The organism is Sphingomonas sp. AX6, from assembly GCF_902506605.1.
Taxonomy (GTDB): domain Bacteria; phylum Pseudomonadota; class Alphaproteobacteria; order Sphingomonadales; family Sphingomonadaceae; genus Sphingomonas.
The window spans coordinates 2,433,804-2,453,385 of sequence record NZ_LR733979.1 but is presented as its reverse complement, the minus strand read 5'-3'; the positions used below and the strand labels follow the sequence as shown (position 1 = coordinate 2,453,385).

The window sequence follows — 19,582 nt, the reverse complement described above, 5'->3', positions numbered from 1 at the left end:
ATGTCGCAGTATAAGTCCGATACATTGATCGATGAGCTTGTGGGAGACCTCCGGCCGGTCCGCCCTATCAGCGTCACGCGCGGTCTAATTGTCGCTGGGGCATCTCTGGCAGTCACCTTGGCAGCGGCAATCATAATAACCGGCCTACGCTGGAACCTTACGATGCTTGCGGCAAGTCCCGTCTATATCATCGCGACAGGCTCGTTTCTGCTCCTCGGATTCATAGCGTCGCTCTCGGTCGTTCTGCAAAGCAAGCCCCAGGTCGGAGCCGATCATTCCGGGTGGAAATGGGCGGCGTTGATGCTGGGCATTCTTCCACTGGCTGCCCTGGTGAGCTCTCTCGACAGCTGGCACACTGATTTCGCCTCGGTTTCCTCTCTCGACGGTCTGGGGTGTGTGATGGCAGGAACACTTTTCGGCCTGCTGACTTTTGTTGCGCTGACCGTATGGCAGCGGAAGGGCGCGCCAACGAATCCCGCGAGGGCGGGCCTTTTGACCGGCGTTGCTTCGGGGTGCTTCGGGATTGCCGGCTTTTCGCTCAGCTGCGCTCATGCGGATATAATCCATATCGGCATCTGGCATACCGGCGCGGTGCTGGCGTGCGCACTTCTCGGCCGAGTGGTCGTCCCGCCTCTTCTTCGCTGGTGAGGGCCGAACCCAACAGTAGCCGCGGGTTTGGAGCCGGCCCTTCACGGCCTTTGCGCGTGATCCTCGCTGGCGGGGGTCATTCGCATTTGGCCGTTCTGGAAGACTGGCAGCGCAATCCCCTGAAGGGAACCGAGCGCATTCTGGTGACGCCCTCTTCCCGCATGATATATTCCGGAATGCTGCCCGGGTGGATCGAAGGCCTGTACCGCCGAAGCGAACTCGAGATCGACATCCGGTCCCTGGCAGCGGCGACTGACATTCAGGTCATCGAGGACGAGGTTGCTGCGCTGGATGCCGATGCGAAACTGCTCACGCTCTCTTCGGGCAAAATCCTCGATTACGACGTGCTTTCGCTTGGGGTCGGAGGACATCTCGAGCTCTCGGCTTTCTCTGGCATCAAGGCACTGCGCCCGGTTCGCCCGATCGGCCGGTTCATGGAGCAATGGGAGAAATTCGAGAGATCGGTCGCACAATCCGGTCCTTCACAGATCGCCGTAGTCGGTGGAGGTGCGGCAGGAACGGAACTGGCATTCGCCGTCGCGTCTCGTTTTCAGGACAATCCTGTTCCCCCCCGGATTGTTCTGATTACCGGACAGGATGGGCTGCTTGCCGGGCACGCGTGCGGCGTTCGGGAACGTGCTCGCGTGGCCCTTGAAGGACGCGGCGTGGAAATTCAGCAGACCGACCTCGAGGTGGGAGAAGGCGGACAGCTATTGCACAATGGCGGCTCCGCCAGGTTCGACCTGGTGATTGCTGCGACCGGGAGCAACCCTCCTCGCTGGCTCGCCGACAGCAGCCTGATGCTCGGTCCCGGCGGAGGCGTGTCCATCGGAGCCGATCTTCAGAGCCGGTCGCACCGCGAGGTATTCGCCGCAGGCGATGTATCCGAAAGAGCCGACCGCAGGCTGGCGCGCTCGGGAGTCCACGCCGTCAAGGCGGGCCCGATCCTTGCCGCAAACCTGCGTTCGTTCGTTCGTGGGGATAAGTTGCGTCCATATAGTCCGCGAAAGCGGACGCTATACCTGCTCTCGACCGGCGACCGGAATGCGATCCTGTCGTGGGGCAGTCTGTCGGTGCAGGGCTCATGGGTGTGGCATCTCAAGGACTGGATCGATCGCAGGTTCGTGATGCATTTCCAACGTCTCGCGGTGTCCGGGCGTGCCGATTTGAGGCGAACAACGCTAGCACGTGCGATGCTCTCGCCGTCTGTTGTTCGCACGGCATTGCAGGTGTCGCTCGTCGTCGGCACCTGCCTCAACGCGATCAACCAGGGTGACGAGCTGCTTTCCGGGGAGGCTGTTTCCTGGGGTCGCATCGCGCTCAATTACCTCGTCCCGTTTCTCGTTGCCAGCTTCAGCGGTGCGCGCGCGCGCCAGACGATGGAGAGCGCCATGCCTTTCCGCAGGTCGAAGGCGACAGAAACAAACCGCTCCGACCCATTCGATCAGGAAACCAGTACGTGAAACGCCTTGTCCTCCTGACCGTCCTCGCCCTCGCGCTGGCTGCCTGGTTTGTTCTCGACCTTGGCCAGTTTGCGAACCTCGAGGCGATAAGACAGTATCAGAGCACGATTGCACGATTTTACGAGAACCACCCGGTGCTCGTCCTCGGAGCGTTCTTCCTTGGCTACGTCTTGCTCACCGCCCTATCATTTCCCGGAGCGGCGTTGCTGACGCTTCTGGCAGGTGCACTCTTCGGCCTGGTCGTGGGCACTATTGTCGTGTCATTCGCCTCGACAATCGGTGCAACGCTGGCGTTTCTGGCAGCGCGATATCTATTTCGCGACATGGTCCAGTCCCGTTTCGCGCAGCGTCTCAAGGCCATCAATGCCGGGGTCGAACGCGATGGCGCCTTCTACCTGTTTTCGCTGCGGCTCGTGCCGGTGTTCCCTTTCTTTGCCGTCAACCTCGTGATGGGTCTGACCCCCATCCGCATCTGGACCTATTTCTGGGTCAGCCAGGTCGGCATGCTTCTCGGCACGATCGTTTACGTCAATGCCGGTACGCAGCTTGCCGGTATCGAGGACGTGCGCGATATCGCGACACCCGAGTTGCTGCTTTCCTTCGCCGCGCTTGGCTTGCTGCCGTGGATTGGAAAGTTCGTCATGCGCTGGATCAGGCGCGGCCAAGTCTATCGCAAGTGGCAGCAACCGCGCTCGTTCGACCGGAATCTCGTGGTGATCGGGGCAGGCTCCGCAGGTCTCGTCTCGTCCTACATCGCCGCCACAGTAAAGGCGAAGGTAACGCTGGTCGAAGCTTCCAAGATGGGCGGCGACTGTCTCAATTACGGCTGCGTGCCATCCAAGGCACTGATCAAGAGCGCCAAGGTCGCGCAACATATGCGTGAGGCGCAAAGGTATGGCCTCTCAGCGGTGGAACCACAGTTCAGTTTTTCCGCGGTGATGGGACGTATTCACCGCATCATTGCCGAAATCGAGCCTCATGACAGCGTCGAGCGCTATACCGGTCTCGGTGTGGATGTGTTGCAGGGTCGTGCCCGGCTGGTCGATCCCTGGACCGTCGAAATAGCCGCCAGCGACGGCAGCACGCGGCGGCTCACCACGCGCGCGGTCGTCATCGCGGCAGGAGCCGAGCCATTCGTGCCCGACCTGCCCGGCCTTTCCGAAACGGGCTACCTGACCAGCGATACGCTGTGGGATGAATTCGCTCGGCTCGAAGAGATACCCCGGCGTATCGTCGTACTCGGCGGCGGACCGATCGGCTGCGAGCTGTCGCAGGCCTTCGCCCGGCTCGGAGCGACCGTGACGCAGGTTGAGCGCGGTGATCGGATTCTGGCACGTGAGGATGGAGATGTGTCCGAACTCGCCAAAGGCAGTCTCGAGGCGTCGGGTGCAACCGTTCTGACCGGTCACGAAGCGATCGGGTTCGAGACCGAACACGGTAAGAAGATCGCTATTCTGCGCAGCGAGGATGGCGAACGCCGCATCGGTTTCGATGCCCTGATCGTCGCTATCGGCCGCAAGGCGCGCCTTTCAGGCTACGGGCTGGAAGAGCTGGGCATCGATACCGACAAGACGGTCGTCACCGATGATTACTTGGCCACGCTCTATCCCAACATCTACGCGGCCGGAGACGTTGCCGGCCCCTACCAGTTCACGCACACGGCGGCGCATCAGGCCTGGTTTGCGAGCGTCAATGCGCTGTTCGGGCAGTTCTGGCGCTTCAAGGCGGATTACCGCGTGATCCCCTGGACGACCTTTCTCGACCCTGAAATTGCCCGTGTTGGCCTGAACGAACAGGAAGCGGCCGAGCAGGGCGTCGAGCACGAGGTCACCATCTATCCCCTGCAAGAGCTCGACCGCGCGATTGCCGAAAGCGAGACCGGTGGCTTCGTCAAGGTCATCACGCCGCCTGGGAAGGATAGGATCCTGGGAGTGACGATCGTCGCGGCTCACGCCGGCGAGCTGCTTGCCGAGTATGTGCTCGCAATGAAACATGGCCTTGGTCTCAACAAGATCCTGAGCACGATCCACACCTATCCAACGCTTGCCGAGGCGAACAAGTTCGCCGCCGGTGAATGGAAGAAGAAGCATGTGCCCGAAAGGCTGCTTGCCATCGTCGAGCGATATCATCGCTGGCGGCGCGGCTAGTGAGCCCACTCGGCAGCAGCCAAATGATCTGAAAGGAATACCGATGAAACAATTCGCACTGGCCGGCCTGCGTGTCGCAACCGCTCTGCTTCTCGTGGTCTGGGGACTCATTCGCGTGACCGCACCCGAGAAAGGCGCCGGAGTGAGCGCGAAATACTATTCCGGACTGGGATCGGCCGAAGCGATCCAGGTCGCCTGGGGCGCGGCACTGCTGGTCATCGGCATACTCGTGATCATCGGATTGTTCCGGCGGTTTGCGCTCGTCGCTCAGGCCGTGGTGCTGGTGTTCGGCGCACTAACCATCTGGAAATATCTGCTCGATCCGCTGGGCCTCTACCTGCTGACTCCCGAGACCAGCAATGTCCTCTTCTTTCCCTCGCTCGCCCTTGCTTTCGCCAGCCTGCTGCTCGTCGCCTTGCGGGAGGAGGATCGCTGGTCGCTCGATAGCTGGCTCCAGGCGCGTCGGGCCGGGCAATAATACGCCCTTGCCCCTCTATTACGACCTGCGGTCAAACTGGAACATCTCAATGCGAATGACTCCCTTCCATCTGGGCGGCGCCGCCTGCGCGATCGCCCTCTGCACCGCGTCGCCCGCTTATGCCCAGCAGGCGGGGATCGCCATTGCGGTCGTCGACGCGGGGAGCGGCGAAGCCGTACCCGATGCCGAAATTCGCATCGTCAACGACAGTATCGGATATGAGCGGACAGTCCGGACCGATGCCAACGGCCAGGCCCGGATCGAAGGCCTCACCACGGCGGGTAGCTACCGGGTGTTTGCGACGGGCGATGCCGAGGGACGCTTTGGAGCGGCGTCGCGCGAGGTCTCGCTGCGGGCAAATTTCACCAGTAGCGTGACGCTTCGCATCGATCGCGCTGGCAATACGATCGTCGTGACGGGAATTCGCGCGGTCACCGGCTTGAATGCGGTCAATGCGGAAGTGTCGGCTTCGCTCGGCGAGAGAGAGCTTGCGGCTCTTCCGATCGAGGGCCGCGATGTCATCGGAGCGCTGGTGCGTCTCCCGAACGTGGTTCCCTCGACCGGCTTCTTTCCCGAGGCGCCTTCGATTTCGATCAATGGCTCGAATGGGCTGGACACCAACTATCTGATCGATGGCCTCGACAATAACGAGAACTTTCTCGGCGGAATCAAATTTCCGGTGCCGCTTGGTTTCACGCGGGAAGTCACGGTGCTCGCAAATTCTTATTCGGTGGAATACGGGCGCACGGCGAACGGCATCATCAATTACACCACGCCATCGGGATCGAACGAGTTCCATGGCGAACTTTATGGGTTGATCCGCCCGGGGCGGCCGTTGGATGCCCGATCCGCCTTCCCGCGGCGCGATCTCACCGGCAATCCGGTCGGAGAAAGCTTCGAACGCTATCAGGCCGGCGCCAGCCTCGGTGGTCCGATCGCACGCGACCGCACCTTTTTCTATGCCAATTACGAATTTACGCGCGATCGCAACGTGCAGATCGTTGACGCTCCGCTGCTCGGCGTCGTCGAGAACGTCACCGGAAACAATGAATTCCATCTCGGCTCGCTCAGGATTGACCACCGGCTCACCGATGACTGGACGCTTTCGCTGCGCGCCAACATCGGGCGGGTTTCGGTCGATCGTCCCGGCGGCGCGCTGGGGGGCGGGAATGTCACTTTCCCCTCGGCGGGGTCGCGGCAGGACCGCCTCTCGACCCTGATTGCGGCGACTGCCAGCTATTCGGGCGATGTGTGGAGCTACGACGGGGCGCTTCAGTATAGTCGCTTTCGATGGGATTACGGAAAGCCGGTTGCCGGCGCTGGACCGCAGGTCACGATCCAGGGCCCCAGCGGACTGACCGCCGGCGTGGTCGGGCATCCCGGTTTCGTTTTCGACAGTCGCGAGGAAACCTGGCAGACGACACACCGGGCACAGCGCTCCATTGGCGAGCATAAGCTGACCGTGGGCGTCGATGCGATCCATTCGGATATCGGGCTGCTCGGCGGCGGAAATCCCGACGGAAATTACACCGTGCGGCTCACCGATGCGCAGCTCGGTGCGTTGGCGCAGGGCGGTGCAGGTCTTGGCCTCGGTGCAAGCGAGGTTCTCGCGCTCGATCCGGCGGTCATCAACTACGCGGTAGAGCTGCGCCCGCAGAGCTTCGGCACTGACCAGACTCAGCTCGCCTTCTATGTCGAGGACGAGTGGCAGCTTACGTCCCGGCTGACAGCCACGCTGGGCGTGCGTTATGATTACGACAGTCTCTCCGAAGAAGGCGGCAGAAGCGGCGACCACGATAACATCGCGCCGCGCTTTGCCCTGAATTATCGTCCCGATGCGCGGTCCACGCTGCGGTTCGGTGCGGGTCTCTTCTACGGCAAACTGTCCTACGCCGTCGTTTCGGACGCACTCCAGCGCAACACGCGGTCGCCGGGGTTCCTCAACCAACTCGCGCAATTGCAGTCCCTGGGCCTGCTTCCTGCGGAAGCCGACCTTTCCGATCTGACCTTCGATGGCAACCTCACCGTGTCACCGCAGTGCGCGACGGTTTCACAATGTCCCACGCCCGATGAGGTCCAGGAATTGCGGAATACCGCCGTCATAAACGAAGCCCGCATCCTAAGTCCGGCAGGCTACGACAATCCCTATTCGGTCCAGCTGAGCGCTGGCTACCAGTTCCAGGCGACCGACACGATCACCCTGGCCGCCGATCTGATCTACAGCCGTTCGCACAATCTGGTGCGTCTGCGCGATCTCAATGCGCCGACACTGTTCAGACCCGATCTCGCCAATCTGACGCAGGACAATATTGCGCTGTTGCAAGCCGCGCGGGACAATGCGTCACGCCTGGCTCTTGCGCAGCAACTGGGGCTGGTGCGTTCGCAGGCCGATGCCGATGCGTCGCGGCCAGTCTCGCGGCAGCCCGGTGGCGCGCGGCAGATCACCGTGTCCGAGACCGCCGGAGAGGCCGAATACACGGCGCTTCTTTTGCAGGCGAACAAGGCAAGGGGGGATGATTTCTACGGCTTCCGGCTCGCCTACACGCTGTCCAGCCTCGAGAACGACACCGACGACATCAATTTTCGCGCTGCCGATGGCAACGACTTCGCTTCCGAATGGGGCCCATCGGCAAACGACCGACGCCACGTCATTTCGGCAGTGGGCTTCCTCTATCCGACAGACGGCCTGACGCTCACCTTTGCAGGCCTCTTCCAGTCGGGCCAGCCCGTGAACTTCGTGCCGGACGCACGCATTTTCGGTACGCAGGATCTCAACGGCGACGGGGCAAGCTTCGGCGAGAATTTCGTCGGCAATTCAGATCGCTACCCGGGCGCGCGCAGGAATGCCGGCCGTTTGCCATGGTCGGCCACCGTCGATCTTGGTGCACGCTATGCGTTGCCGGTCGCTGGCGGGCTGCTCGAGGCCAGCGCCGATGTCTTCAACCTGTTCAATGCGAACAACGAGTCCGGCTTTGCAAATGCCGCTACCACCTCGAACCAGGTGCAGTTCGGCGGCGGTGCCTCCTTCTTGCAGCGCAATGCCGGTCCGCCCCGCCAATTCCAGTTCGGCCTAGCCTACAAGTTTTGAAAGTCGAATGCATGATGCCGGAGTGGATACAGAATTTTCAGGGTCTGATCGGAATTGCGGCAGTGCTCGTGATCGCTTGGACCATTTCGGAAAACCGCGAGGCGCGACCGGGATGGCGCTGGATTGGAGGTGCGCTGGCGTTGCAGTTCGCCATTGCTCTTGTCGTAACGCGGGTTCCCTTCGTGTGGACACTTGTGGGCTATGCCAACAGTGCGGTCTCGGCGATCGAACGCGCGACGCTGGTCGGGTCGAGCTATATGTTCGGCTATACCGGCGGAGCGCCCATTCCTTTCGTGCTCAGACCGGGCGCCGAGGAACCGGTCATCGTCGCCTTCCAGATCCTGCCGCTCATCATAGTATTCTCCGCAATCGCGGCGCTGCTCTGGCACTGGGGTATCCTGCGCGCTGCGGTTCGCGGATTGTCATGGATGCTGCGCAAGACCCTGGGTGTCAGCGGGGTGGTCGGACTGGGGGCCGGTGCGACAATGTTTCTGGGCGTCGTTGAGTCCCCGCTTGTTCTGAAAGCCTGGTTTGCGAGGATGAGCCGCTCAGACCTGTTTTCCATCATGGTGTTGATCATGGCCACGATCTCGGGCGCCATCCTGATCCTCTATGCGACGACCTTGTCGCAGACCGTGCCCAATGCGGTCGGTCACATGATCGTCGCCTCGTTGATATCGCTGCCCGCCGCGGTGCTCGTTGCCCGGCTTATGGTCCCGCCCCCAGTGGGTCCGGTGCCGGATAGCGACTCCGACGGTGAACCAGAAGCGGGTCTCAAATACGAAAGCAGCATGGATGCGCTGATCAGAGGCACTGCGGATGGCGTGACGCTGGTGCTCGCGGTGCTCGGGATCATCATCGTCATTTTCGCGCTGGTGAATGTTGCTGACCAGATCCTGTTCCAGTTTCCCGGGATCGACGGCGCGCCGCTCACCCTGCAGCGCATCTTTGGCTGGCTGTTCGCGCCCGCCATGTGGGCGATCGGAGTGCCATGGGATCAAGCGCCCGCCGCGGGCGGCTTGATGGGCACCAAGGCGATCCTCAACGAATATGTCGCCTATCTGGAACTCGCCGCACTTCCACCCGGGACGCTCGATCCGCGCACCTTGCTGATCGTGACCTATTCGCTCTGCGGTGTCGCCAACCTCGCCAGTGTCGGACTAATCGTCTCGACGGTTGGGACACTGTGCCCCGAGCGCCGCGGCGATGTCGCGGCTCTTGGAATGAAAAGCTGGCTTGCCGGCAATATGGTCTCGCTCATGACAGGCGCGGTCATCGGTATCGTCACTTAGAATTGAGGCCCGCGCAATGTTGGATGCAAAACTGCGACCGCTTATAGATCCTCCGCTCGATGTAGCCGGGAGATGGATCGCAAGGCGAGGGATCGGACCCAACGCGGTCACCCTCATCGGTCTTGTACCGGGCCTGGCTGCCGCAGTGGCGATCGCGCAGGGCGCGTTCGCCCTCGGGCTCGTCTTGGTTCTGCTCAACCGGCTTCTCGATGGTCTCGATGGCGCGGTAGCACGGGCGACCCGGCAGACCGATTTTGGCGGCTATCTCGATATCGTCGCCGACTTTGCTTTCTACGTCGCGGTGCCACTGGGCTTCGGCTTCGCGGCTCCAGCCAACACGCTTCCCGCGATGGTGCTTGTGGCCGCCTTCACGCTGACCGGCATCAGTTTCCTCGCTTTTGCGACGCTTGCCGCGAAACGCGGAGTCGCAACCGAGGCGCACGGGCACAAGAGCTTCTTTTACAATACCGGCCTCGCGGAGGGCACCGAGACGATCTTCGTGTTTGTGCTTATGTGCCTATGGCCCGAGAAGTTTGCGCTGTTTGCCTGGATATATGCGAGCCTATGCCTGCTGACAGTGATCCAGCGCAGCGCTCTTGCCCACGCGAAGTTCCGATCGGACACAATTGAATAGAAAGGGTTTCATAATGGGAGTTTTTCCATCGATCGAAGGCGAACCCGGGCTCGACAAGGTCTTCAAGCGCTTTCCTCACAGCGTCGCTCCCTTGCTGGAATATCACGACCGGCTGCTGCGCGACCCGTCGCCCCTGACCGTGGCCGAGCGCGAGCTTATCGCTACCTATGTCTCGGGATTGAATTCGTGCACGTACTGTCATGGTGCGCACGTTGTCGCGGCACGCGCTTTCGGGATCGACGAGGCCTTGTTCGAGACGTTGCTGACCGACCTGGAAAACAGCGCGATCGAGGAAAAGATGAAGCCGCTCCTCGCCTATGTCGGCAAGCTGACCCGCACGCCTGCGATGATGGTCGAGGCGGATGCCCACCGGGTCTATGCGGCGGGATGGGATGAACGCGCGCTGTTCGACGCAGTCAGCATTTGCGGCTTGTTCAACCTGATGAACCGGATCGTCGAGGGCTCGGGAATAAAATCTAATCCGCTGGAGGCGGACAAGGCGGAGATGGATGCTCGCCTCGCGCGAATGGGCGGCAGCACCGACGATCCCCATCGGGGCGAGCGAAGCTACACGCGTCTGCTCGGCCTTTGGGATATTTCGCACGACGCCAGCTAGCGCTCGCCCCACCGGGAGGGGGAACGTTGGTTCAGAGCGTCGCGTTCAATCCGTTGATGGGTGCATTGGAGAAGGAACGTGATGGCCCGGCCGGTACTGGTATTCGACGTCAATGAAACCCTGCTCGATATCCGGCCGCTCGAGCCGTTGTTCGCGCGATGGTTCGAGGATGCAGGAGCAATGCGCCGGTGGTTTGCGCAAATGGTGCTCTATTCTCAATCGCTGACCCTTGCTGGGCGCTATATGCCTTTCGGAAGCATCGCCAGCGATGTGCTCGGCATGCTGGCAGCAATCGAGGATCGCGCCTTGCCCCAAGGCGCGGCGAGCGATCTCAAGGCCGCCACGACGCAGCTTCCCGCGCACGGCGACGTCGAAGACGGCCTCGCGTTCCTGCAAGAGCAGGGTTTCCGCCTGGTGACGCTGACCAACAGCGATTCCGATACGCAGGCGGAGCAGCTTTCCAATGCCGGAATTGCCCGCTTTTTCGAAGCCCAGTTCAGCGTCGATTCCGTGGAACAATTCAAGCCTGCCGCGGCAACCTATCGCCATGTCGCCACGTCGATGCAGGTCGATATGTCCCGATTGGCCATGATCGCCTGCCATTCATGGGACCTGCTCGGGGCCGCTGCTGCGGGGATGCAGCCCGTCTTCATCAGGAGAGACGGAAACAGCCAGCCCGGCTTCGCTTCAGCCGGAGTCCGGGAAATAGACCGCATAGACCAGCTTGCGGCGCTCGACTGGTAGAGTTTTTGTCGATTTTACACATGGACGGTGACGGGTGCGCCAGAAAGAAGTCGGCACTATGCGGAACAACGCCGGACTAGCCACGTCGTCTGGATATACTGACACCAAAATGGAGATGGCCGCGTGAGGAAGACACTGGCACTGGGAGCCCTAGCGATCGCCACGTCGCTTGCCGCCAAAAAGTGGGTGAAGTCCTCCCATCAAGAAACCCGGGAAGGTTTCATTTCTGGTGAGCGACACTTCGTCGATGTCGGCGGTATCCACATGTCGTGGGCGGAACGGGGGGAAGGCGTACCCGTAATCCTGCTTCACGGAATCCCCACATCGCCGGCGCTCTGGAGACACGTGGTTCCGCGCTTGTCGGGAGTACGCGCCCTTGCCTGGGAGATGGTCGGCTATGGCGATTCCATGGAGCAGGGCAAGGGCCGGGACATTTCAGTCGCTGCGCAGGCCGATCACCTTACAGCCTGGATGAACGAGATCGGCTTAGAGACGGCCGTAATCGTCGGCCATGACCTCGGCGGCGGCGTCGCCCAGATTTTCGCGGTCCGAAACCCGCAAATGTGTAGTGGGCTCTTCCTCACGAACGCGATCGGATATGATTCCTGGCCAATTCCGAGTGTGAAAGCGATGCGCGAAACCGGCGGGGTCGTCAGACATCTCCCGGATTCCGTGTTCACCATGCTGTTACTTACGCTTCTCTTGCGCGGCCACGACCGGCTAGATGCGGCCCTCGAAGCCTGGCGGCATCATGCCAGAAAATATGTTGATCACGGCGGGGCAGCGGCGATGGTTCGGCAGATCAACGCACTTGATGTGAACGATACCCTAGCTGTCTCCGAGCAGCTGGCGTCACTCAACATCCCGGCCAGGCTGGCCTGGGGGGAGGCAGACGGCTTTCAGAAGATCGAATATGGTGAGCGTTTCGCACGTGACCTCGGCGCGCCACTCAGGAGAATCCCCGGGGGCAAGCACTTTACCCCCGAGGATCATCCCGATGTCATCGCCGAGGAGATCATGGCACTCGTCAGGACCGCTCATCCGGAGGCCTAGTTCCTGACCCTCGTGCTTTACGAGCTCCCACAGCGAACATTCCCACGCTTCAGTTTATAGGGGCGCGCTCCATTCGCGTGCCGCAAAGGCCTCGTCGACTTCCGTATGGAACAGGTGATTGCTGTAGTTGGAAATCACCTTCACGCTGATAGCGAGGATTATCCCGAGAATGTGGGCCTCCGAGTATCCCGCCTCCAGAAACGCCTTGGCCTGAGCAGGTGAAGGATTACCACGCGTTTCCGACATCACGCGGGTGAACTCGGCGAGCGCGCGCAGCTTGGGTTCGGGGATTTCCTCGTCGCTGCGGATCGCGTCGGTCACTTCTGTCGGAACGCCGGACATGGTGTCGGCGAGCGTGCTGTGGGCGGCGACGCAATAATGGCACTCGTTTGCGCGGCTGACCGTGAGGAGGATGACTTCTTGCTCGACGGAAGAAAAACCAGCCTCCTTGCGAAACTTGTCGTATCCGAAGCTGTAGGTCGCCAGCAGAGCCGGAAGATTGGCCATGCCGGCATACATGTTGGGGACCATGCCCATGGTCTTCTGCGCCTGCTTGAGCGGAGCGCTAACGGCTTCATCCGTGTCGTCCGGAGTGCGTAGCGCAAGTTCGATCTGGTAAGTGTCTGACATTGTCAGCTCCCTGATAGTGATGGAAATTCGAAAAGGATTTGGCGCCTGGCCGCTAGCGGTATTCCGGATTGGGATGATCGAAATGGGTGCCGGCTTCCCAGGCATCCTTCTGGTTGCCAGGGACAGGATATCCGCCCGCCTTCTTGAGCATTGAGGCCATGTGCATCAGGTTCCATGCCATGAACGTCGTGTTCCGGCGGGTGAAGTCGTTGTCGAGCCCGACTTTCCCATCGTCGCCGTACGAAGGGCCGGGTCCCGCTTCGCCGATCCATCCGGCATCGGCCTGAGGGGGAACCACGTATCCCAGATGCTGGAGCGAATAGAGCATGTTCATCGCGCAGTGCTTGATGCCATCCTCATTGCCCGTGATGATGGAGCCCGCGGTCCGTCCGTAATAGACGTATTGTCCCCTCGCATTGGTTTCGCCGCTGTATCCGTAGAGCCGTTCGATCGCCCGGGTGCAGATGGATGACTTGTCCCCCAGCCAGATCGGCGTTCCGAGAACGAGTATGTCGGCGGCCAGGACCTTCTCCTGGATGGCGGGCCAGTCGTCGTTGTCCCACCCATGGTCACGCATATCGGGCTGAACTCCCGGCGCGATGTCGTAGTCGGCGAGGCGCAAGGATTGCGCGGCGACACCGTTCGCTTCCATGATCGCGATGGCATTATCCATCAAGAGCTGGGTGTGCGATTGCTGGTCGGATCGCTTGAGGCTGCAATTGAGAAAGAGGGCTGAAAGCCCTTGTCCGCTGAATTGGGTTTCGTCCGTCATGGTACTCCTTGCTTATGATGCTTCCCGGGCGGGTTCGTTCGCTCGATCCGGCAAGTTACATCCCGGTGACATTTTTTGCGCCAGACCATTGTAACCACGCGCCTCTTTCGCGCGAATACCCCTGTATGAGCCCGCCTCACCGACCGCTCAGATACTGCGGTTGTGAAGGGCCATTTTGACAAAAGGGGAGAACGATAATGCGATCGAAATTTCATCTCGGCGGAGCGCTTAAGGCCTGTGTCATCGCGGCCGTGGTCTTTCTCATGGCCGAGATGGCCATGGTTGCCCTTATCGAGGGCGAGAGCCCGTTCGGTCCGCCCCGCATGATGGCTGCGATCGTAATGGGCCGCGATGTCCTACCGCCACCTGCAACATTCGACCTGGGCATCATGATGGTGGCTATGATGGTGCATCTTGCCCTGTCCGTCGTCCTGGGGATCATCTGGGGCCTGATCCATTCGACCCTCGGACTTTCGAGATGGGTTGCCGTCGGCATTGCGGCGGTGTTCGGCTTGCTTGTTTATGCCGTCAACTTCTACGGATTTACCGCCCTGTTCCCCTGGTTCGAGATGGCGCGCGGCACGGTAAGCGCAGTGGGCCATGCGATCTTCGGAGTTGCCCTTGGCTGGGCTTACGGGGCCTATGTTTGCGAAACCGATGAGGCGCTCGCCTGATGCGCGAGCACAAGGTCGTATTTCCCGGGCCCTCCGGGACCTTGTCAGGAACGCTGGTCGAACCCCCGGGTCCGGCGCGGGCTTCGGCGCTTATAGCACACTGCTTTACCTGTACCCAGGCCAGTCTCGCGGCGACGCGCCTCAGCCGCAGGCTGGCGGAGCGGGGGCTGTCGGCACTGCGGTTCGATTTCACTGGTCTGGGCAAGAGCGAAGGCGATTTTGCCGAAAGCGGATTTGGCGCAAATGTCGAGGATCTGCTCGCTGCCGCATCGTATCTGGAATCCCGGCACGCGCCGGTCGCAGTGCTGATCGGGCACAGCCTCGGCGGCGCCGCCGCCATTGTCGCCGCCTCCCGCATTGCGAACCTCGAGGCCCTGGTCACGCTTGCCGCGCCTTCCGACGTCGCGCATGTTCTGGGCAATATCGATGGGGATCTCGAAGCACTCGGCCGGGACGGCTCCGTCGAGGTGTCGATCGGCGGCAGACCGTTTCGCATCGGTTCAGTGTTCGTCGAGGAAGCGCGCGAAGCCGAAGTGCTGACCGCCATGAAAAGGCTCGCCGTTCCCAAACTGATCTGCCACGCGCCGCTCGATGCGATCGTAGGGATCGAAAATGCCAGTCGCCTCTTTGAGGCCGCGATGCACCCCAAATCGTTTCTCAGCCTCGAGCACGCGGATCACCTGCTGACCAATTCTCGCGATGCCGACTGGATCGGCGATGTCATTGCCGCCTGGAGTTCGCGTCATTTCAAAAGCGACGAGGACGGACCTTCTCCGGCCGGCAAGGGCACTGTCGAGGTGGCGAGCGTCCAGAAGGGCTTCGCGGTCGAGATCACGGCCGGTCCGCATAATTTGCGCGCCGACGAGCCGGCCTCGATCGGAGGGGCCGACACCGGTCCGACACCCTATGACCTCCTGTTGGGAAGTCTGGGAGCCTGCACGGCAATGACCATCCGGATGGTTGCCGAACGCGAGAAGATTCCGCTCGACACCGTCACCGTGACGCTCGATCACGACCGCAATCACCAGACCGATTGTGATCACTGCGACGACAGTTCGACGCGGATCGAGGGGATCAACCGGACGGTATCGATAGCGGGAGACATGTCCGCGGCCGAACGCGATAGGCTCCATGGCATTGCCGATCGCTGTCCCGTCCACCGGACGTTGACCGGCGAACTGCACATCCACGATATCGCTGGTGAGGTGGAACCCGGCAGATGATCTGGAACAGCCCGGCCTTCGATGCCGAGCTCGCGGTCGGAACTGTCCTGCTCGAGGTTTGCGGCGAGGAATATTCGCACGATCTTCTGATGTGCAAGGTCGCAAAGTCGCGCGGGGCATCCGGCCCGATCAGGCTTCTTGCGCGCCAGCATGGAACCGAGCGTGAGATCGAACTCGATTGGCAGAGCGGTCACCGAGCGCCCGTTGCTCCTCGCGGCACTGGATGCTCGCCGTTCGGTCTAGAACCGGCTTGGAGACTTGGCCCAGCTCAGCAGCCGGTGGTCGAAAGAAGCCTCGAGGCTCGGCTTCACGATCCAGAAGTATGGCGAGACGTCGAAGTCCCGAGGGGTAAACAGGCTGTGATGACGAATGTGGAGAATGTCGCGTATGCACCCGTCGCAGGGGGGATTTCTGCTGAGTTCACGTGTGATTTGCGGCAGTATGGGATAAGCGAGCGTATCGGGGCCGCTGACTGCCGGGGCGAAGCGGACCACGAGCGTCCGATTCTCTTAGATTGCTGCTCGAAAGGGGCCGGTCCACTTTCCACGAACCTACGCCATTTGCGTCACCCGAACGGATGGCAGCTTCCCGGGGTTAGCTCATGGCTTGGCGAACGACCGATTTTGGGGCGCAAAGCAGACGGCCGACGAGCCCGATTACAGATCCCCGCACTTTCTCTGCCCCCAGTACCGCTTCCATTTAGCGGCGAGGCCAGACCGAACCATTGCGCAGGAAAGATCAGTGCCGCGGGAAGTACGGCACCAAGCCCCTATGCGGCCCCGCGCCGCACTGCCGGTGGAACGGCATATCAAGGGCAGGCCCCGGACCAACACATGCCCCTCGCGCGATCGGCCAGTTGACTTGCCTACAAGTCGAGCCAGGCCGTCGCGAGCCGCCTCGGCACTCGCGGCGGGGCAGGGATGACCGGTACTGCATGTCCCATCCATTTCACGGGCGGCGATTCCGGCCAATCGCACACGAGGACCTTCGGCGCACCAGATTGGCCCGTCGCCGTCCCATACCCGGGTCGGGGTACACTTGAATGTAGTGCCAGCTGGAATGGCTTGAGCAAGGATCAGGGCTAGGATCACAAAGAGTTGATCGCGCCGATGATCCCGACGACGAAAGCGCCGACGACAAACGCGGTCATCACCCAATACTCGATAGCAATGGCTCGCTGCTTCCAGCGCGGTTCGTCAGATTCGTGCCTGCTCATTGGGGCCAATATGCAGATCGGGGCCTTGTAGGACAGGGTTACGTTGCCCCTTGCTCAACGCGGCACGACCGAACTGGTGGCAAAATGGGCTGGCGATCGCTCGCCAGCCCAGTCTTGTAAGCGATCATTCAATCGCTTCGGGTCGCAAGAGCTACCTTACCGGTTAGAATGACAATTTAATTGTACAGAATCGTCATGAAAGCGCTTTTCACAAGGGTTTCACGATTGTGGGGCGTCAGTTCAACGCCCCCTCCGCGGGGTCTGTGAGTTTCTCGATGCGGCGGAGTATCGCGACAAAAGTAAGATGTCCGTCAACGTCCCCTTGGGCGGACAACTCATCCGCCCGTTGTGCGGCGTGAAACCATGCGTCCGCCCCGTGCCGACTGATCAACATGTTGGCCGCCGCCCATAGTTCTTGTCCGCGGTCTATCTACGCCCAGCCTGCCATCACTGCGACGACAGTCAAAATCATTAGGATCGAGACAGCCGCGAGACGCACCGCTGTAAAGCTAGGACGGCACATTGCCTGCATCGCTTCTACGCCGCACCCAAAGCTCGTCCGTGCGATGCATCTGAACGAGATCAGGCGGGAACTGCCGGGCCTGAAGAGTAATAAGATCGTCGAAGTCGCCATGAAGCCAACGGTCCTGATCCTGCGGCATCAGCAGCACCGGCATCCGATCGTGGACCGGAAGGATCGCTTCATTGGCGTCGGTCATCACTCCGGAATAGACCGCACCCCATTCGGCGCTCTCGCGCCAAAGTCCCGCCCATGCCGCAACAGGCTGGTCCTTCACTGAAAACCAGGTGCGGGTTTTGCTTCCTTTCGGCCCCTCCGCCTCGGCAAACTCGGTGAGAGGTATTAGGCAACGCCATTGCGGCTTGCGCGCCAAGCCCACCCACATGCCTTTGCCCAGGTCGCGCACGTTGTTGACCGGCTTGGGCTTCGATCCTGGTTTCATCGTCTTCAGGCGAAGCGGGAATCCCCAAACCATCGATTGGAGCACGCGACTATTGTCACCGGTGCGGATGACCATTCCTGGGTAGCCCGGCAGGACTTCTTCGGCGGCGTTAAATGGCGTCTCGACCTTTGCACTGAAGATGCTCGCGACCTCTGCCGCGGAGCGCCTGAGTTTGTACAAATTGCACATCTTATTGGCGCTCCTTCCACGAAACATAGAGATCAGTGGCGATAATCGCGAGTGTGCCGAGCAGAATGATAGCGGAGACGATTGCCATCTCAACTTCGTAGCCGATTTTGCATCCGCTTCCATTCGCGTTCCGAAGGTCCCCAGTTTGGAACGCTCGCGGGCATCAACGAGGACTTTAATTCCGAAGCCCGGCCGCCGCATTTGCGGCACTTGAACTTTTTGGCATTCACCGCCGCCGAGCTCGGCCAACGATGCAGCGTCGCCCATTGCATCAACTCAACCGGATCGACCGAACCGTGCCGCCCGCAGTTGCCGCATTTGGGCGCCACCATCACCTTGTGTCGAGCCCAGTCCGCCCAAACTCGTAGACGGATACTTGCGCCCATAAATCACAGCGACAGGGTGAGCTGGTTCCGATCGGCAACAACGAGCGGTCGTTCCAAAACGTCGACGATGCAGTTCGCAATCTCCAGCGCGGCGCGCTCCCGCATCTTTTCCGAGGGCATGGTTAGCCCGACCTTCGCCCAAGCCGGGGCACCGGATAGCGCTGCTACGATTCGATCCTGTTCCATACGCAGAAACTAGAACAGAAACAGAACGCAGATCAAGCTATCATTGATGCTGCCGGTCATCCGATCATTCTATCCTGCACGGCCTGGCCAACCTCAGCGACCGCCGGCGCCTAGGTCAGTTGCCAATCGAGATATCGGCGAACTTCAATCACGTCAGCTGTGCTGCTTGATCGCATCAGGTCGAGTGGGGGGTGGCCGTCGAACAGCGGTGCGCTGTTTGGCGACCTTAGCCATCTAGCGGCCCGCCCTGGAAGCAGGCTTTCAAGCGCGGCATAGATACCCAGCAATGCCGAGAGTCGCAGCGTGGCCTGCTCCAAGACTGTCGCCGAAGCAGTCCGTGCTTCAAACTCAGCATCGATCAGCGTCCGCCCGAGAACCTGGTACTGTTCGACATCGCTGAGTTGCCACACGCGAGCGATATTGCGAAACGTACGAAGTCCGGCGTTCAGCATGTGAGAGGTAGCATCGGTCATTCGGTGGCTCGCTTGCCGCGTGTGTGCCGGCAATCAATTGTGGGACTACCGCTCATAACTTCCCCTTTGGATTTCTCCGACGAACGGTAGCCCTGCTCAAATCGACGTTGCTGAAAAGCCCGTTGCGGCGATTCAGCTCCTGCGGGGTGACGAGACCCGCAGCGAGATCATCGTCGTCTTGTTTTCTTGCTCGCGCTTTCTCGGCACGGTGCTCCGCTGGATCAAAGGTCGCCTGGTGTCCAGTCCTCGCGCGACGGGCTTTGTCGCGCAGGGCGCGCAAGTCTGGTGGCGTCGTATCGGTCAACGAATGCGGCTTTCGACAGCTGTCTCAAATGCGCTTACGGATCTGTGTTCCACGGAGAGGTGTCATCGCGCATCTTTGGCTGGGTTGGGCCAAAATATTTCGCTGCCGAACTTACCCGAAAGCCTTTGGGAAGAGTTCCCGGCGTACCGTCAGTGAACGCCTGCCACGTTCCCCCTACCCTGCGTAAATGCACAGCGTGGTGGTTGCCGGCGGCGAACAAGTCCAGTTCGAGCGCCTCTGCCTTCAGCGGAATATCGATCACGGTTGGCCCAATATGATCTGCCCCCATGAACCGGACAATCTGACCGACCTTTGCCAGGATTTGAGGCAGGTCGTCCGGGGCGAAACCTTCTGGAATGCAGATTTTCATTTCTCGACGCCGGAAGGTGTGGGGGTACCCAAGT

The 19,582-nt window shown here is 60.9% G+C and carries 20 protein-coding genes; 12 read left to right on the top strand and 8 right to left on the bottom strand.

The window, feature by feature from the left end; genetic code table 11:
* The 10 genes from ENHY17A_RS11855 (at position 1) to ENHY17A_RS11810 (ending at position 12,163) form a co-directional block, all read left to right on the top strand.
* Complete coding sequence (locus tag ENHY17A_RS11855) at positions 1 to 648, top strand: NrsF family protein (protein ID WP_159712965.1); 648 nt, start codon at positions 1 to 3, stop codon at positions 646 to 648.
* Positions 600 to 2,111, top strand: coding sequence for a nitrate/nitrite transporter NrtS (nrtS, locus tag ENHY17A_RS11850; RefSeq protein WP_268893996.1), 1,512 nt, complete (start codon positions 600 to 602; stop codon positions 2,109 to 2,111). Before ENHY17A_RS11855 ends, nrtS begins: the two co-directional genes overlap by 49 nt.
* A complete protein-coding gene (locus ENHY17A_RS11845; protein ID WP_159712961.1) occupies positions 2,108 to 4,258 on the top strand; it encodes an FAD-dependent oxidoreductase in 2,151 nt (716 codons plus the stop codon). The genes nrtS and ENHY17A_RS11845 overlap by 4 nt, the downstream gene beginning before the upstream one ends.
* Positions 4,259 to 4,301: 43 nt before the next feature.
* Positions 4,302 to 4,736 (top strand): hypothetical protein, encoded by a 435-nt coding sequence (locus tag ENHY17A_RS11840; RefSeq protein WP_159712959.1) that lies wholly within the window; start codon positions 4,302 to 4,304, stop codon positions 4,734 to 4,736.
* A 7-nt stretch (positions 4,737 to 4,743) separates the two neighbouring features.
* Entirely contained in the window at positions 4,744 to 7,824 is a 3,081-nt protein-coding gene (locus ENHY17A_RS11835) for a TonB-dependent receptor (protein ID WP_236547913.1), read from the top strand.
* An 11-nt stretch (positions 7,825 to 7,835) separates the two neighbouring features.
* A complete protein-coding gene (locus ENHY17A_RS11830) occupies positions 7,836 to 9,116 on the top strand; it encodes a NupC/NupG family nucleoside CNT transporter (RefSeq protein WP_328799143.1) in 1,281 nt (426 codons plus the stop codon).
* 16 nt (positions 9,117 to 9,132) lie between these two features.
* Positions 9,133 to 9,750 carry a CDP-alcohol phosphatidyltransferase family protein gene (locus ENHY17A_RS11825; protein ID WP_159712955.1) on the top strand — a complete coding sequence of 206 codons (618 nt, stop codon included), beginning with the start codon at positions 9,133 to 9,135 and terminating at the stop codon, positions 9,748 to 9,750.
* A 13-nt stretch (positions 9,751 to 9,763) separates the two neighbouring features.
* The gene (locus tag ENHY17A_RS11820; RefSeq protein ID WP_159712953.1) at positions 9,764 to 10,366 is read left to right on the top strand and encodes a carboxymuconolactone decarboxylase family protein; all 603 of its coding nucleotides are present in this window, start codon (positions 9,764 to 9,766) and stop codon (positions 10,364 to 10,366) included.
* Between the two features lie 81 nt (positions 10,367 to 10,447).
* Positions 10,448 to 11,110, top strand: a complete 663-nt coding sequence (locus ENHY17A_RS11815; protein WP_159712951.1) for a haloacid dehalogenase type II — start codon at positions 10,448 to 10,450, stop codon at positions 11,108 to 11,110.
* 123 nt (positions 11,111 to 11,233) lie between these two features.
* A complete protein-coding gene (locus ENHY17A_RS11810; RefSeq protein WP_201296393.1) occupies positions 11,234 to 12,163 on the top strand; it encodes an alpha/beta fold hydrolase in 930 nt (309 codons plus the stop codon).
* A 54-nt stretch (positions 12,164 to 12,217) separates the two neighbouring features.
* Here ENHY17A_RS11810 and ENHY17A_RS11805 read toward each other — a convergent pair whose 3' ends face one another.
* Positions 12,218 to 12,793: a carboxymuconolactone decarboxylase family protein gene (locus ENHY17A_RS11805; RefSeq protein ID WP_159712949.1), complete on the bottom strand. Its 576-nt coding sequence runs from the start codon at positions 12,791 to 12,793 to the stop codon at positions 12,218 to 12,220.
* Positions 12,794 to 12,845: 52 nt separating this feature from the next.
* Complete coding sequence (locus ENHY17A_RS11800) at positions 12,846 to 13,565, bottom strand: flavodoxin family protein (RefSeq protein ID WP_159712947.1); 720 nt, start codon at positions 13,563 to 13,565, stop codon at positions 12,846 to 12,848.
* Positions 13,566 to 13,762: 197 nt separating this feature from the next.
* Between ENHY17A_RS11800 and ENHY17A_RS11795 the strand changes: the two genes are divergently transcribed.
* Together ENHY17A_RS11795 and ENHY17A_RS11790 are read left to right on the top strand one after the other, a co-directional pair.
* Positions 13,763 to 14,239, top strand: coding sequence for a hypothetical protein (locus ENHY17A_RS11795; protein WP_159712945.1), 477 nt, complete (start codon positions 13,763 to 13,765; stop codon positions 14,237 to 14,239).
* Positions 14,239 to 15,462: a bifunctional alpha/beta hydrolase/OsmC family protein gene (locus tag ENHY17A_RS11790; protein ID WP_159712943.1), complete on the top strand. Its 1,224-nt coding sequence runs from the start codon at positions 14,239 to 14,241 to the stop codon at positions 15,460 to 15,462. Before ENHY17A_RS11795 ends, ENHY17A_RS11790 begins: the two co-directional genes overlap by 1 nt.
* A gap of 1,087 nt (positions 15,463 to 16,549) precedes the next feature.
* Here ENHY17A_RS11790 and ENHY17A_RS14840 read toward each other — a convergent pair.
* From ENHY17A_RS14840 to ENHY17A_RS11775, 6 genes are all read right to left on the bottom strand, one after another.
* Positions 16,550 to 16,678: a hypothetical protein gene (locus tag ENHY17A_RS14840; protein WP_268893995.1), complete on the bottom strand. Its 129-nt coding sequence runs from the start codon at positions 16,676 to 16,678 to the stop codon at positions 16,550 to 16,552.
* Between the two features lie 235 nt (positions 16,679 to 16,913).
* On the bottom strand, positions 16,914 to 17,108 hold the full coding sequence (locus ENHY17A_RS14905; RefSeq protein WP_443018314.1) for a DUF6961 family protein: 195 nt from the start codon (positions 17,106 to 17,108) through the stop codon (positions 16,914 to 16,916).
* A 79-nt stretch (positions 17,109 to 17,187) separates the two neighbouring features.
* Positions 17,188 to 18,096: an SOS response-associated peptidase gene (locus tag ENHY17A_RS11785; protein WP_328799142.1), complete on the bottom strand. Its 909-nt coding sequence runs from the start codon at positions 18,094 to 18,096 to the stop codon at positions 17,188 to 17,190.
* Positions 18,097 to 18,218: 122 nt separating this feature from the next.
* A complete protein-coding gene (locus tag ENHY17A_RS14875; protein WP_328799141.1) occupies positions 18,219 to 18,401 on the bottom strand; it encodes a DUF6771 family protein in 183 nt (60 codons plus the stop codon).
* Positions 18,402 to 18,511: 110 nt separating this feature from the next.
* Complete coding sequence (locus tag ENHY17A_RS11780) at positions 18,512 to 18,874, bottom strand: MbcA/ParS/Xre antitoxin family protein (protein ID WP_159712940.1); 363 nt, start codon at positions 18,872 to 18,874, stop codon at positions 18,512 to 18,514.
* Between the two features lie 338 nt (positions 18,875 to 19,212).
* Positions 19,213 to 19,548, bottom strand: a complete 336-nt coding sequence (locus tag ENHY17A_RS11775; protein WP_159712938.1) for a hypothetical protein — start codon at positions 19,546 to 19,548, stop codon at positions 19,213 to 19,215.
* Positions 19,549 to 19,582: the final 34 nt, after the last annotated feature.

Bases quoted from the DNA above. Each gene is read 5' to 3' on its own strand.
- ENHY17A_RS11805 (WP_159712949.1), bottom strand. From the start codon at position 12,793: ATGTCAGACACTTACCAGATCGAACTTGCGCTACGCACTCCGGACGAC.
- ENHY17A_RS11855 (WP_159712965.1), top strand. From the start codon at position 1: ATGTCGCAGTATAAGTCCGATACATTGATCGATGAGCTTGTGGGAGAC.
- ENHY17A_RS11825 (WP_159712955.1), top strand. From the start codon at position 9,133: ATGTTGGATGCAAAACTGCGACCGCTTATAGATCCTCCGCTCGATGTA.
- ENHY17A_RS11775 (WP_159712938.1), bottom strand. From the start codon at position 19,548: ATGAAAATCTGCATTCCAGAAGGTTTCGCCCCGGACGACCTGCCTCAA.
- ENHY17A_RS14840 (WP_268893995.1), bottom strand. From the start codon at position 16,678: ATGAGCAGGCACGAATCTGACGAACCGCGCTGGAAGCAGCGAGCCATT.
- ENHY17A_RS11800 (WP_159712947.1), bottom strand. From the start codon at position 13,565: ATGACGGACGAAACCCAATTCAGCGGACAAGGGCTTTCAGCCCTCTTT.
- ENHY17A_RS14875 (WP_328799141.1), bottom strand. From the start codon at position 18,401: ATGGAACAGGATCGAATCGTAGCAGCGCTATCCGGTGCCCCGGCTTGG.
- ENHY17A_RS11795 (WP_159712945.1), top strand. From the start codon at position 13,763: ATGCGATCGAAATTTCATCTCGGCGGAGCGCTTAAGGCCTGTGTCATC.
- ENHY17A_RS11820 (WP_159712953.1), top strand. From the start codon at position 9,764: ATGGGAGTTTTTCCATCGATCGAAGGCGAACCCGGGCTCGACAAGGTC.
- ENHY17A_RS11785 (WP_328799142.1), bottom strand. From the start codon at position 18,096: ATGGGCGACGCTGCATCGTTGGCCGAGCTCGGCGGCGGTGAATGCCAA.
- ENHY17A_RS11840 (WP_159712959.1), top strand. From the start codon at position 4,302: ATGAAACAATTCGCACTGGCCGGCCTGCGTGTCGCAACCGCTCTGCTT.
- ENHY17A_RS11815 (WP_159712951.1), top strand. From the start codon at position 10,448: ATGGCCCGGCCGGTACTGGTATTCGACGTCAATGAAACCCTGCTCGAT.
- ENHY17A_RS11790 (WP_159712943.1), top strand. From the start codon at position 14,239: ATGCGCGAGCACAAGGTCGTATTTCCCGGGCCCTCCGGGACCTTGTCA.
- ENHY17A_RS11780 (WP_159712940.1), bottom strand. From the start codon at position 18,874: ATGACCGATGCTACCTCTCACATGCTGAACGCCGGACTTCGTACGTTT.
- ENHY17A_RS11830 (WP_328799143.1), top strand. From the start codon at position 7,836: ATGATGCCGGAGTGGATACAGAATTTTCAGGGTCTGATCGGAATTGCG.